This is a genomic window from Kosakonia sp. AG348 (assembly GCF_003337365.1).
In the GTDB taxonomy this organism is placed as follows: domain Bacteria; phylum Pseudomonadota; class Gammaproteobacteria; order Enterobacterales; family Enterobacteriaceae; genus Kosakonia.
On sequence record NZ_QPJR01000012.1, the window covers coordinates 84,127 to 98,430 of the forward strand.

Annotated in this window: 7 protein-coding genes; 5 read left to right on the forward strand and 2 right to left on the reverse strand. The window is 55.9% G+C overall.

Annotated features, from left to right (window positions below):
• Positions 1 to 2: 2 nt before the first annotated feature.
• Positions 3 to 1,145, forward strand: coding sequence for a PLP-dependent aspartate aminotransferase family protein (locus DFO56_RS22280; protein WP_045512523.1), 1,143 nt, complete (start codon positions 3 to 5; stop codon positions 1,143 to 1,145).
• A gap of 20 nt (positions 1,146 to 1,165) precedes the next feature.
• Here DFO56_RS22280 and DFO56_RS22285 read toward each other — a convergent pair whose 3' ends face one another.
• Together DFO56_RS22285 and DFO56_RS22290 are read right to left on the reverse strand one after the other, a co-directional pair.
• Entirely contained in the window at positions 1,166 to 2,494 is a 1,329-nt protein-coding gene (locus DFO56_RS22285; RefSeq protein ID WP_045512525.1) for a diguanylate cyclase, read from the reverse strand.
• An 879-nt stretch (positions 2,495 to 3,373) separates the two neighbouring features.
• Positions 3,374 to 5,017 (reverse strand): EAL domain-containing protein, encoded by a 1,644-nt coding sequence (locus DFO56_RS22290; protein ID WP_045512527.1) that lies wholly within the window; start codon positions 5,015 to 5,017, stop codon positions 3,374 to 3,376.
• Positions 5,018 to 5,585: 568 nt separating this feature from the next.
• On the opposite strand from DFO56_RS22290, the gene DFO56_RS22295 reads away from it, so the two are divergent.
• The 4 genes from DFO56_RS22295 to DFO56_RS22310 all read left to right on the forward strand — a co-directional run bounded on the left by DFO56_RS22295 (position 5,586) and on the right by DFO56_RS22310 (position 14,292).
• Positions 5,586 to 5,978 (forward strand): hypothetical protein, encoded by a 393-nt coding sequence (locus DFO56_RS22295; protein ID WP_045512529.1) that lies wholly within the window; start codon positions 5,586 to 5,588, stop codon positions 5,976 to 5,978.
• A 190-nt stretch (positions 5,979 to 6,168) separates the two neighbouring features.
• Entirely contained in the window at positions 6,169 to 8,286 is a 2,118-nt protein-coding gene (gene bcsA / locus DFO56_RS22300) for a UDP-forming cellulose synthase catalytic subunit (protein ID WP_082071804.1), read from the forward strand.
• Entirely contained in the window at positions 8,276 to 10,594 is a 2,319-nt protein-coding gene (locus DFO56_RS22305) for a cellulose biosynthesis cyclic di-GMP-binding regulatory protein BcsB (RefSeq protein WP_045512531.1), read from the forward strand. The genes bcsA and DFO56_RS22305 overlap by 11 nt, the downstream gene beginning before the upstream one ends.
• Entirely contained in the window at positions 10,591 to 14,292 is a 3,702-nt protein-coding gene (locus tag DFO56_RS22310; protein ID WP_052679822.1) for a cellulose biosynthesis protein BcsC, read from the forward strand. Before DFO56_RS22305 ends, DFO56_RS22310 begins: the two co-directional genes overlap by 4 nt.
• The last annotated feature ends 12 nt before the right edge of the window (positions 14,293 to 14,304 follow it).

A 14,304-nucleotide genomic window follows, 5' to 3' on the forward strand; every position in this document is an offset into this window, starting at 1 on the left:
AAATGAAAACACTGGCAACGCAGAGCGTCCACAGCGGCGCATTCAACGACCAACACGGCGCGGTGATGCCGCCGATTTACGCCACCTCCACCTTCGCACAGCCTGCGCCGGGACAACACACCGGCTACGAATATTCGCGCAGCGGCAACCCGACGCGCCACGCGCTGGAAACGGCGATTGCCGAACTGGAAGGCGGCACGCGCGGTTACGCGTTTGCTTCGGGCCTCGCCAGCATCTCCACGGTGCTGGAACTGCTGGATAAAGACAGCCATCTGGTGGCGATTGATGACGTTTACGGCGGCACCTACCGCCTGATTGAAAATGTGCGTCGCCGCAGCGCCGGATTACAGGTGAGCTGGGTAAAACCGGACGATCTCGCAGGCCTCGAAGCTGCCATTCGCCCCGACACACGGATGATCTGGGTGGAAACGCCAACCAACCCGTTACTGAAGCTGGCGGATCTGGCGGCGATTGCCGCCATCGCCAAACGTCATAATATTCTCAGCGTGGCGGATAACACCTTCGCATCGCCGGTTATCCATCGCCCGCTGGAGTTAGGGTTTGATATTGTGGTGCATTCGGCCACCAAATACCTGAACGGGCACTCCGATGTGGTTGCTGGTTTGGCTGTGGTCGGTGATAACCCGGCGCTGGCCGAAAAACTCGGTTATCTGCAAAACGCCGTCGGCGGGGTGCTCGATCCGTTCAGCAGTTTCCTCACCTTGCGTGGCATTCGCACACTTTCCCTGCGCGTGGAGCGCCACAGCAGCAACGCGCTGGCCCTCGCACGCTGGCTGGAACAGCAACCGCAGGTCGAGAAAGTGTGGTTCCCGTGGCTGGAATCGCACCCGCATTATCAGCTGGCGCGCAGGCAGATGGCGCTGCCGGGCGGCATGATTTCGGTGGTCATCAAAGGCGACGATGCGCGGGCGACTGAGATTATCAATAAGCTAAAACTGTTTACGCTGGCGGAAAGCCTCGGCGGTGTCGAGAGCCTGGTCAGCCAGCCGTTTAGCATGACTCACGCGTCAATTCCGCTTGAACAGCGCCTGGCAAACGGCATCACACCGCAGTTGATCCGCCTGTCGGTGGGCATCGAAGATGAACAGGATCTGATTGCTGACTGGAAAAACGCGCTGGCGTAAGCACATAAATCGGGGAGCCATCAGGCTCCCTGCGATGTTAACGGGTTGTCCCACGCCGATACCACCTGGTTGCGGCCCTGTTTTTTCGCGGCATACAGCGCCGTATCGGCCCGGTGAATAAGACCGCTGGCAATCATATGCAACGGTTTATCTTCAAAATGCACTTGCCCCGTTTGCAGTGTCGCCACGCCGATACTGATGGTCAAAAAACCGGTCGGGCTAGCCGCGTGCGGTACGCTAAGCGCGTTGATATTGCCGCGAACATCTTCGGCGACATTCATCGCCTGCATCAGGTTGGTTCCCGGCAGGATAATCAGAAACTCTTCGCCACCGTAACGGCTGACGTTATCGCCGCTGCGCAAGGGTGACGAGGTGAGCGTGCGGGCAACCAGGCGCAGGCAATCGTCCCCGGCCTGATGCCCCTGGGTATCGTTGTAGTTTTTGAAATAGTCGATATCCGCCAGACAGACCGACAGCGGGAAATCCTCCTGCAAAGCGCGGGAAATCTCGCTAAGCAGACACTCATCCATATAGCGCCGGTTAAACAACCCGGTCAGATGATCGTGTTGCGCGTACTGTTGTAACACTTTATTCGCGCTGGCGAGCTTGTGCTCTGCCTGGCGACGTTCGGTGATATCGACCCAGGTGACCGACAGCCCCACCACCATATCCATAGCGTCATGTACCGGTACCGCCTGAATATCGTAACAGCGATCGCGCCAGCCCAACTCGCGTGACGGCAACGCCTCACCCTTATCCGCCAGCGCGAAATCCGTCAGGAAAAAGGGCCAGTAATCAGGCATCAAACGCTGAAAGTGATCCTCTGTTTCCAGCGCCTCACCCAGCAATTTCGCCATCGCCTTGTTGGACATCACCAGACGCCCGTGGCGGTAAATCATACACAGCGCCACCGGCGTGGTTTCGTAAATGGTCTCCAGTTGCAGCACCCGTTCACCGAGGTTGGAGATATTGCGATCGATACCGCGATAACCGCGCAGCTCACCCTGCTCATCAAACAGCGGGATGCCGCTGGTTTCCAGCACCACAATGCTGCCATCGGCGCGTTGATTACGGTTGACCAGGCCAGAAAACGCGCGCTTCTCCGCCACAATGGCACCAAACGCGCCCGCCACGCGTTCCGCTTCGCCCGGCGGCATAAAATCAAAAGGGGTTTTGCCAATCACCTGGTCAGGCGGTACGCCGAGCAATTCCGTCACGACGTCGGAAGACCACGTATAACGTCCCTGCGCGTCGACTTCCCACACCCAGTCAGAATTGTTGTGCAGCAATTCGAAGAGATGTTTGGCATCTTCTTCCCGGTGATCCAGCCGTTTTTTGTCATTATTCATGGTTTCTGTTCCGCATGGCCCGCTATGCGCGCAACAACTTGCCTGGTCAGCGTGGTGAAGGCAAGAAATATTCACCACAAAAATATATCTATCTGTTTTGCAAAGCTGCGCATTAACCCAATGAAAGTGAATAAGATTCATACTTACTTTGGGCGTTTTTTTCTGCAACATCTCTGCTTCGGAGATGTCGGTTTTGCGCCTGCTTAGCCTGTTTTCAATCACCAGAAGTAATAATAGCCACACTGTACACGATTTCGTCAGACTTTTTCATGCGGCTTATTTTTTTATCTCTCGGCAACGTGGCCAGAACCTGCGATTTATTTATCGTCACCTTAATTACAATAAGCAATTATAGATCGTATCTATTTAAAGCAATTGATTTACCTTAAGGCGAATTACTCCTGGATTTTTTAAATTTTCCGGTTAATATATTTTCTCTTCACCGATTATCGCCATCGATATTTATCACGCAAGACAATAGCTATATATAAAGACAAATTAATTAATACTATCTATAAAATAAAAATAACGTTACCGCATTTACTTTGGCGGTATAGCCACAACGCTTTACTCATCACCCACGCCGCGCCGCAAGGCCTGGTGCGGGTTTGTTATTAGTGCAGGGTTATAAAAACAATGAATAGCGATAACCGCAAAAATAAAACCACCAGCGTCAACCCGGCGCGCCAGGCGCACCGCCAGATGTCGTGGGGAATGTTATTCTTTTGCTTATTTCTTCTGGTATTGAAGTTTTTTAGCTGAATCGGCGAGATGGCTATTAAAACAATAAAATAATCCCCCGATAACGGGGGATATATTCCGGCTCGCACTCCTTGCGGCCTGGGCCACTGCTGCTACCTTGCAAACTCACTTCTTTTATTATTGCGCTGCATGTCGGCTTTGTAACCACCCTGCCAACGCCGAGGCATTTAACGCCCGGGAATAGAGATATCCCTGAGCGATATCGCACTGCAAATCCCGTAGCTGATTACGCTGCTGTTCGGTCTCCACCCCTTCGGCTACCACCGTCTGGTGCAGGCTTTGGCCGATTTTCACCACCGTGGTGGCAATGGCTTTCATTTTGCTGCCTTCGCTGAGATCGCGCATAAAACTTTGATCAATTTTCAGCTCGGTCATAGGCAGGTGCGCCAGGCGTGACAGACAGGAGAAACCGGTGCCGAAATCATCCATCGACAGGCCAACGCCGAGCTCGCGCACCGCGCAAATCACTTCCATCGTTTCCGGGCGCTTATCCATCATCACCCCTTCGGTGATCTCAATGGTCAGGCTGCTGGCCGGGATCCGGTACTGGCGCAACAGATAGTTGATATAGTGCGGCAGGCTACTGTTATAGAAGTTAATGGGTGAAAGATTTACCGACACCACCGGCACGTGAATACCGTTGCTGCGCCACTCCGCCATCTGGCGGCAAGCTTCATGGAGTGTCCAGCGGCCAATGGCTTCAATCTCACCGGTCTCCTCGGCCAGGGCGATAAATTTTCCGGGGGGAATATCGCCAAGAACCGGATCTGTCCAGCGCGCCAGCGCCTCAACCCCATAAAGCTCGCCATTCTTCAGCCATATTTGCGGTTGATAGTGCAAATGCAGCAGGTTACTGGCGATAGCGAGCTTTAACGCCGCCGCCAGTTTTAAACGTTCCTGATCGACCTGGTTCATCTCCGGGCTGAAAAACAGATAGCCGCCGGAGGCCGCCGCTTTCGCCAGATGCGAGGCGTGGTTGGCATGTTTAAGCAGGCCATCGCGCGAGGCGCCGTGATCCGGGTAGACGCTGATGCCGGTACTGACCGTCACATTCAGCGCCAGATCGGCGACATTGAACGGCATACGGAACAGGGCCTGGATCTTCTGCGCAATGCTGGTGGCACGCGTGTAATCACAGTCCGGGATCACCAGCACAAAGGCGTCGCTATCGGCGTGGCTGACAAAGCCCTGACGTGAAAATTCACTCAGCAGACGCTGCGCTATCGCCACCAGCACGTTGTCCCCGGCGGCGTAACCAAGCGCATCATTCACATCTTTAAAATGGTCGAGATCGAGAAAGAAAAACGCGGCGCGCTGATGAATGTCGCCTGCGATCATCTGATCAATATAGTGATGCAGCGCGCTGCGATTGGGCAGCCCGGTTAAACGATCAAACGTGGAAAGCTTAGTGACGCGCTCCTGATCGATATGCACCACGACGCGGCAAGGCGCACGGTCGCCTCTTGCGCCTTCATAACTGATGGTCGCCGCCAGCGAGGTCTCCTCGCCGGTAGACGAGATCACCGTCAGCGCACGTTCACTTTCCATTTCGCCGGGCAGCATATCCAGCGAGCCGAATAACGGAATGGCCGAGGCCTTACAGCCCAGCACTGAAATACGTGGATAGCCCCATAATTTCTCTGCCGCGCGATTAAAGAAAAACACGGTTTCCGTACTGTCCAGCAGTACGACAGCATCGTGAACATTTTCGAGTGCGGCAAGCATATTCTCAGAGCCGAAAATATCATTTTCAGAATGCATAATCTTTTTTCTTAAAGAAGAGTTCGGCAACATCCTAATTGAAAGTAATAACAGGTTCAATATCACCCAGCCGTAATATTATGCGGCCATATCATTTATAGAGAACCTCAATAAATAAACAGTTATTTATCGTTAAAGAAACCGCAGTAAATGCCGATCAATTAAAAACGATCAAAAAATGAAGAATTATGGATTAATTGTGGAGATTTTAATTATACGTGCTTATCAATAAAAATACTGACGTAACGCACAGCGATAATATTTACCTCTTTCCCCTCGCCATCCCGCGTACTTAGCGGCCCCGACGCGATGCACAGCAATAAATAAACGTTGCATTCATAGATGCATTTAATAAGTGTCTGGCTATTTATCGATAACGTCACTTGACCTTAACTGACCGCCACCGACAGTATATAAGGAAATTCTCATTTAAAGCGGAATGCGGAAATTAATATTAACGACACCCCGTCCGTTTTAACGCGTAACCTTTGTTCGCGAATAAAAGAGAAAACAACCACCACGTGCTTATATTAGCGCATATTCAACACATCGGAGTCAGGCAAATACTATGTATGATGATTTAGGTTCTTTGGCTGAAAAACTGAAGATGTCCGGTGTTTCTTTCCAGGAAATGAGTGATGAAGATGGTGCAACAATGCAAGCAGTAACCACAACGGCAGTCACATCCGAGGTCAAAGACGATATGCAGGCCGCCGCGCTTGCAACAACACCGGCGAGCCACAAGGAGGCTAACCAGGCCAGTGCACCGGCAGGCATCCCGGCTAACACCCTTTCCTGGCCTAAAAATAAACCGGTACCGGTCCCCGCGCCTGACGCCTTTAGCACACCGGCTAACGGTATTCTGCAGAGCGTGGCTGCCCTTCACCGCCCGGCGGAGGTGGACGTTCGCGAGCGCAATCCAGTTCGGCTGGATATGTTATTTTCCGTTATTGGCAAATAATATCGCTCTGCCATGTGAAATCTTCACCTGGTAATAATAACGCACGATTTTTCTTGGCCTGCGGCCCGGTAAACAGTAACGATTTTTAACTGACCGGATAAATCCGTCTCGTCACGAATTTTAACTGGTAACCGGAAGACATTGTCGCGCCGGTATGCCTTTATTCTTTTCTGTGCAAGATGATAACAACATGAAAAAAATCATCGGGATTATTTTCACGCTGATACTGCTGTTATTATCGCTGCTGGTAGTGATTACTCCCATGAGCAGCGATAAACAATACCTTTTTGGCCTTAGCGTGATGGCAGTGGTATTTATTCTGGGAAGAGTAAAAAGCAAAAAAGCCGTACTGGCAATGCTTTCCCTCTCCGTATTGATGTCGACACGTTATATTTGGTGGCGCGCCACAACAACGCTGCATTTTGATTCAACGGTTGAAATGCTGCTCGGCAGTTTATTGTTTGCCGCAGAAATTTACTCGTGGACGATTTTACTGCTGGGCTATATTCAAATGGCGTGGCCATTAGAACGCCCGATTGCGCCTTTACCGGCAGATAAATCAATCTGGCCGACCGTCGATATTTATGTCCCCTCTTATAATGAAAGCCTTGAAGTTGTTCGCGATACGGTTCTGGCAGCGCAGTGTATCGAATATCCGCAAGATAAAGTGAAGGTGTATATTCTTGACGATGGAAAGCGCGACGAATTCCGTGATTTCGCCGCTGAAGCGGGCGTTGGGTATATTACCCGCCCGGATAACAGCCACGCGAAAGCCGGTAATCTCAACCACGCGATGACCATTACCCACGGCGAGCTTATCTGCGTGTTCGACTGCGACCACGTGGCAACGCGCGTGTTCCTGCAAGCCACGATTGGCGAGTTTTTCCGTGACGATAAACTGGCGCTGATCCAGACGCCGCACCACTTCTATTCGCTCGATCCGTTTGAGCGCAACCTGACGGCGGCAAAGCGCGTTCCGCACGAAGGGGCGTTGTTCTACGGCCCGGTGCAGCAGGGCAATGACAACTGGAACGCCACCTTCTTCTGCGGCTCCTGCGCAGTGATCCGCCGTAGCGCGCTCAATGAAGTTGGCGGCTTTGCTGTGGAAACCGTGACCGAAGATGCGCACACCGCACTGAAATTACAGCGTCGCGGCTGGAACACCGCGTTTCTGGATATTCCGCTGGCGGCGGGACTGGCAACCGAACGTCTGGCGCTGCACGTTAACCAGCGTATTCGCTGGGCGCGCGGCATGACGCAGATTTTCCGTATCGACAACCCGCTCTTAGGGCGCGGTCTGAAGCTGACGCAGCGCATCTGCTATCTCAACGCCATGCTGCACTTCCAGTATGGCCTGCCGCGTGTGGTGTTCCTGACCTCGCCGCTGGTGTTTATGTTATTCAATCTGAACATTATTTCGTCGTCGGCAACGCTGATTTTCGCCTATGTATTGCCACATCTGGTGCTGTCGACAATGGTCAACTCGCGTATTACCGGGCGCTACCGCTACGCGTTCTGGGGCGAAATTTATGAAACGGTGATGGCGTACCACCTGATTCTGCCGACGCTACTCAGCCTGATTTCACCGCGTCTGGGCAAGTTCAACGTTACCGATAAAGGCGACCTGACCGACCGCGATTACTTCGATGCCCACACGGTACGCCCCTTGATCATCACCACCCTGTTGATGGTGGGCAGCATGATCTGGGTTGGCGTACGTTACTTTATGCATGATTACGCCGGTATCGATCCGCGCGTGATCCTGTTCAACATCGCCTGGGGCACGTTCAGTACCATTATTTTGCTGGCCTCCATTGCAGTGGCGAAAGAGACCAAGCAGATCCGCAAAACCATCCGTATTTACGCCCGCTTGCCGGTCACGGTGCTGTTCTCTGACGGTTCAAAAATGCAGACCCGCACCTTTGATATCTCGATGGGCGGCGCGCGCGTGGCGCTGGTGAAAGGCGAAGATATGAGCCACAAAACCCCGGTACAAATCGAGCTGGGGCTGGGCGGTGAAATCGCCCATGTGCCGATTCGCGCCGCCGGGACTGGCGTGGGCGATCTCCGTCTGGAGTTCGACACCGTGGCGCTGAGCGAACGCCGTAAGCTGGTGCGCGTGGTGCTCTCCCGCGCCGATGCCTGGTATCGCCCGCCGCATGCGCCAGACCGCCCGCTGGTGTCGTTTATGGGGATTTTGCAGTGCGTGTATGAGCTGTTCTTCGGCCGCAAAAAAACCGTGAGTGGCTTTAATAGCCAGATGTCCGCCGTGGCGAAAAAACAGGAAGAGGTTAACAATGCGCTTTAACCCCTTCACTTTGACCGCCTTACTGGTGGGCGGCTTCAGCCCGATCTGCGCCTTTACGGCCCAGGACGACGCGCTGCCGGAATTACCGCTGCCGGTCACGCTGCAAGGCGCAAAACCGCAGCCGCAACCTGCACCCGTTGCGGGCAGCAGCAACCAGGATATTGCCAGCACGCTCAGCTTTGGCGATATGGGCGCAACCGGCGGTTTAACCCTCAGCGGCCAGCAGTTACAAAACGGCGTGTCGTTCAACCTGCCGGGCGATCTGGTGATCACCAATGCGCATATCAATTTGAATGTGCAGGTTAACCGCAGCGATGTGAGCGGTGAAAATCTGCAACTGATGCTCAACGGCCAGCCGCTGGGCGCAATTCCGCTCGATCAGTTGCAGCAGGATAAAGGAGCCTGGAGCCTCGATGTACCCGCGTCGATGATTGCGTCCAGCAACAACCTCAGCTTCCAGCTAAAAACCGGTGACGACATTATCAATAACGTCTGGAGCTGCCAGCGCGCGCTGCCCGCCGATTACAACGTGACGTTACAGCCGGAATCGTCGTTGAATTACCAGGGATTATGGCTGAACGTGCGCAAAACCCTCGGCACATTCCCGCGCCCGTTCTTCGATGTGAAGCAGACCAAAGACCAGACGATTAGCATTGCTTATCCGGCCTCGCCGGATGCGGATGTACTCACCGCGTCGGCAATTGTCGCCTCGCAGTTTGGCGCATTGAGTAATGGCAAACCCAGCCGCTTTGAGGTGCAGTACGACACCCTGCCTGCGGGCAATGGCATCCTGATTGGCAAACCCGGCCAGACCATCGGAGGCGTTACCATTCCGCAGAGCAACGGCTCCGCATTGCAGGTTATCGACAACCCACAAAACCCGGCATACAAGCTGTTGATCGTAAGCGGTCATAACGACATGCAACTGCGCCAGGCCGCCTGGCGGCTGAACATACCGGGGCTGCCGGACAGCGACACGCTGGATGTGCCGCCTCTGAAAGTGGCGCAACGCGCGGCCTGGGATGCTCCGCGCTGGATCAATACCGAACGTCCGGTGGCCATACGCTCTTTGCTCAGCGATGAAGGCGCGCTGGTGGCGCACGGCGTCTGGCACGGCGAGAATCAGTTGCCGTTTCGCACCGCGCCGGATCTGTTCTTATGGGACGGTTCTGCCGTTCCCCTGCACCTGAACTACAGCTTTGCGCAGAAAAACTGGATCGACGATCAGGCATCGTTCCTCAATGTCAGCCTGAACGGTGAGTTCCTCAAACGCCTGCCGGTAAGTAAAGAGGGATTGCTGGCGCCTGTGCTGGCGGCATTCGGTCTGTCGCACCGCCAGCAAAGCGCGGTGGTGAACATAGACCCACGGGCGATCCTCGGCAACAACCAGCTTGGCTTCTGGTTTGGCTTGCAGGCGCAGAAAAATGCCCCGTGTAACGCGCTGGCGGATGAGAACATTCAAAGCCGCATTGACGGTGATTCGACGCTCGATTTCAGCCGCGCCTGGCACTTTGGCAAGCTACCCAATCTGGCCTGGTTTAGCAGCGCCATGTTCCCGTTCACTCGCCATGCCGACCTGGCGCATACCACGGTGCTGATGCCAGCACGCCCGTCCGCCGAGGATATTGCGTTGCTGCTAAACCTGATGGCGCAAGCCGGGCGCGATACCGGCGTAAGCGTCAATTATCTGCACCTGTACACCGGCATGCCGGGGCAGGAAGAGGCACAAGCGCAGCTTGCTGACAGCGACATTCTGGCGATTGGCAGCCTGAGCAACCGTGAACTGCTCACGCCCCTGCTGCAAAGCAGTGCTTTTACGCTCAACGAAAACACGCTCGAAGTAATGACCGCCAGCGTGATCAACCGGATGCTGTCTCTGCTGAGCGGCGACCAGCCACGCACAGACATGGACGCCGCCGAATACCTGCTTGATACCAACCAGTGGCGTGGCCTGCTGAGCCTGCGCTCGCCGTGGAACGCACAACGCGTCGTGGTCATTGCCACCGGCACGGACAACCAGCAACTGGCCTTACTGCCAGCGGACATGAGCAAACCGGCATTTCTCGCCAATGCCGGCGGGGACTTCACCGCCATCAGCAATGCGGGCGACGTGCGAAGCTGGCGCGTGGGCGAGCAGTTCACCAGCGGCAACCTGCCGGGCTACATGAAAATCTTGTGGTTTGCCAGCGAGCACATCTTCTGGCTGGTTGCCCTTACCTGCCTGATTGCCGCCGTCACCGGCCCGATGTTGTTTAACGCGTTACAGCGCCATGCCCACCAACGCTTGCAGGATAAGACGAAGAAATGAATACGCGTAAACCACTGACGCACGCCTTTTATCTGCTCTGCCTGCTGGGAGCTTGCCACCCGGCGGCAGCGACGGAAAGTACGGATGCGAACGCCAATGACACGGCGGTGAAAAAACTGCTGGCGCAGGCCAGTTACTGGCACAGCAAAGCCCACGACGAAATGGCTATCGACGCGCTGCAAAAAGTGCTGGCGGCGGATGACAAAAATATCGACGCCATGTATCTGCTGGCGCTCTACTCGTTGCAGCAAGGCAATGTTCAGCAGTCGGAAATCTGGCGGAAAAAAATCGCCGAACTTTCACCGCAAGATCCGCGCCTCAACGCGCTGAACAGCGCCAGCACGCTGCGTAATATCCCGCAGGACAAGCTCACTGCGGCCCGCCAACTGGCAAGCCGTGGGCAGATTAAAGAGGCGATTGCCGCCTGGCGTGCGCTGTTTAACGGTAATCCGCCGCCGGACGATGTGGCGCTGGAGTATTACCAGACGATGGCAGGCGACAGCGCCAGCTGGTCAGAAGCGGTTGCCGCGATGCGCCAGCGCGCCAGCGTGATGCCGGATGATGTGCCGACCAGACAGGCGCTGGCGATGGCGCTCACCTACCAGGAGCCAACGCGCCGGGAAGGGATCGCACAGTTGAGCCGCCTTGCGCCGGACGATAAAAACGCCGACAAAGCGCTGCAACAAGCGCTGCTGTGGCTCGATGCCAAAGCAGGCGATCTCCCGGCCTACACCGCGTATGCGCAGCGCCACCCGGACGATAGCGCGCCGATGGATCACTACCGAAAAAGTGTGGAAGGCGATGCCACCAAAGCCGGATTCGACGCGTTAAACAGCGGCGACTTAGGCGGCGCGAAAGATAAGTTTGCCGAAGCGCTGCAAACCCGCGCCAATAACGGCAACGCGCTGGCCGGGATGGGTTACGTCGCGCTGCGACAGAATAATTTCAGCGATGCGGAAAAATTTCTGCGCCGCGCCGCCCAGGAGGACACCACTAATCCGAACAACGTGCAGTGGGCGAAAGATGCCGATAACGCTCGCTTTTACGGTGCGCTCGGCCAGGCGCGCAGCCTGAGCCAGAAAGGCAGCTACGATCAAGCACTGGCAAGCCTTGAAGGCAGCAACACTCACGACGACAGTCAACAACTGGCGGCGGAGATGCTGCGCGCCGACATCCTGCGCCGCCAGGGAAAATTGCCGCAAGCGGAAGAGATTTATCGCAAGCTGCTGGCTGAACGTCCACAAAACACCGATATCCGCACCGGCCTGTGGTGGGTGTTAAAGCAGCAAAACAAGCAAAGCGAAGCGGACGCCATGCTGCGTACCCTGCCCGCCAGCCTGCGCACCCGCTTTGCCGCCGTTGGCGATAACGGCGACGGCGAACGCAAAGCCGCGCAGTCAGCACTGGAGGCGGGCAACAGCTCACGCGCAATGCAAATTTTACAGGCGGCGTCCGGTAAATATCCGCAAAACGTCTGGCTGCAACTCGACTATGCGCGCGCTTTACGCAAAGCCGGACAGAAACAGCAAGCCGCGACGGTAATGACCGCCGTTACCACGCGCAGTAATACCAGCAAAGAAGCGCTGTATGCCGCCGCGGTTTTCGCCGCCGAAGAGAACGACTGGTCACGCGCGCAAAGCCTGCTCGCCCGCGTACCGCGCAGCAGCTACAGCGCCGATATGACAGCGCTCAGCACGCGCGTGCAGACCAACCAACAACTGGATATTGCCCGTAACTATTTACGGCTCGGCAATGCCGCCGCCGCGCGCAACTCGCTGCTGGCGTTGCAGCGTAACCCGCCGCAAACCCCGGTCGATGTTGGCCGTCTGGCAGAACTGTTAATGCAAAGCGGTGACAGCAGCGGCGCACTGCAATTAGTGCGGGAAAACCAGGCGCAGGGGCTGCACGGTTCGGTGATCGATTACGCCGGGCAGATCCGCGTCCTCAATCAGGCCGGTCAGTTCGCCGAAGCGGAGAGCATTCTCAACGCCCCGGCGCTGCAAAACGGCACCAGCCAGCAGGAGATGAACGATATCCGTACCGGCAGCCTGATCGCCCGCGCCGACCGCCTGCGGGAAAAAGGACAAATTGGCAAAGCGTGGAATCTGCTCATGCCGGAACTGCAACGCAACCCGACCAATACGGATCTGCTGCTGGCGGTGGGGCGTATTTACCAGGCCGATCACATGGACGACAAAGCTACCGAGATCTACCAGTACGTGCTGCGCAAATCCCCGCGCGATAAACAGGCGCTGACCGGGCTGGTAAACCTGGCACTGGCGCGTGGCGATAACGATGCGGCGCGGCGGGCGTTCTCTACGCTTGAGCCAAGCCAGGATGCCGATTACATGCTGTTGGCGGCGCGTGTCGCCGCCGCTAACGGTGAAAACCAGCGCGCCATGTCGCTGCTGCGCACCGCCCAGTGGCGTCTGCAACAGGGGGATGAGAACGACAACGACGAACTCAGCGCCGTGATGTCCCTGCCCTCGCCGACGCGCCAGGCGCAGTTAACGGCAATGAGCGGCATCAACAGCATGATGCGCGATTTACAGGAAAAGAGCGCCACGTGGACCAGCGCGGGCGTCTCGCTGCGTAGCCGTAATGGCGAGTCCGGCCTTGGCGCGCTGGATGAAGTGCAGGCGCCGATGATCCTCTCCGGTGCCATTGGCGACGCCACGCGCCTGAGCCTGAATATCACGCCGGTGTCACTCAATGCTGGGGAGATGTCTGGCGAAGCGGCGAACCGCTTTGGTTCCGGGGCGCTGGAGCATGCGGAAAAACTGGCGCAAGCGGCGGCAAGCACTTCAACCACCACCAGCTCGACGAATGCCACTTCGCAAGGCAGCCAGCAGGCAAATGGCGTTGCCGCCAGCCTCAGCATGAGCGGCGACAACTATAAGCTGGATATCGGCAGCACGCCGACCGGCGGCGAGTTCACCCGGCTGGTGGGCGGCGTGGAGTGGAACCCGAAACTGACGCAAAACAGCTCGCTGAACCTGAAAGCAGAACGCCGGGCGGTGACCGACAGCCTGCTCTCTTATGTCGGCGTGAAGGATAAGAGCACCGGTGAGAGTTGGGGTGGCATCACCCGTAACGGCGTGTCGGCACAATTCGCCTGGGATAACGAGTTAATCGGGCTTTACAGCAAATTAGGTTTCGACACCTATGTTGGCACCAACGTACCGACCAACCACGCGGTGAGCGCGCAGGCGGGCAGCTATTTGCGGCCGTGGAAAACCGCCGACAGCGAGCTGAAAGTCGGGGTTAACGTCAACTACATGAACTTTGACCGTAACCTCAGTTACTACACGCTCGGCCAGGGCGGTTATTTCAGCCCGCAGGATTTTATGGCGGTTTCGCTGCCGGTCACGCTGACGCGCCATCTTAATGACTGGGATCTGACGCTCAACGGCGCAGTGGGTTACCAGTCCTACAAACAGAGCAAGAGCGACTATTTCCCCGGCCACAGCAGCCTGCAGTCGCAGTTAAACAGCTACGCCAGCGACGATGACGATGTGGATGCGGTTTACAAAGCCACCTCGAAAAACGGCATTGGCTACACGTTGGGCGTGGATGCGCGCTACCACCTCAGCGACAACCTGGCTCTGGGTGCGAACTTAGGCTATGACACCTTCGGCAGTTATAACGAAGGTAAAGCGTTGTTTTATTTCAAATATTACGTCGATCAAGATAAATAACCCGTGGGACAG

Coding starts and splice junctions, on each gene's coding strand:
- bcsA (WP_082071804.1), top strand. CDS start 6,169: ATGAAAAAAATCATCGGGATTATTTTCACGCTGATACTGCTGTTATTA.
- DFO56_RS22310 (WP_052679822.1), top strand. CDS start 10,591: ATGAATACGCGTAAACCACTGACGCACGCCTTTTATCTGCTCTGCCTG.
- DFO56_RS22295 (WP_045512529.1), top strand. CDS start 5,586: ATGTATGATGATTTAGGTTCTTTGGCTGAAAAACTGAAGATGTCCGGT.
- DFO56_RS22285 (WP_045512525.1), bottom strand. CDS start 2,494: ATGAATAATGACAAAAAACGGCTGGATCACCGGGAAGAAGATGCCAAA.
- DFO56_RS22305 (WP_045512531.1), top strand. CDS start 8,276: ATGCGCTTTAACCCCTTCACTTTGACCGCCTTACTGGTGGGCGGCTTC.
- DFO56_RS22290 (WP_045512527.1), bottom strand. CDS start 5,017: ATGCATTCTGAAAATGATATTTTCGGCTCTGAGAATATGCTTGCCGCA.
- DFO56_RS22280 (WP_045512523.1), top strand. CDS start 3: ATGAAAACACTGGCAACGCAGAGCGTCCACAGCGGCGCATTCAACGAC.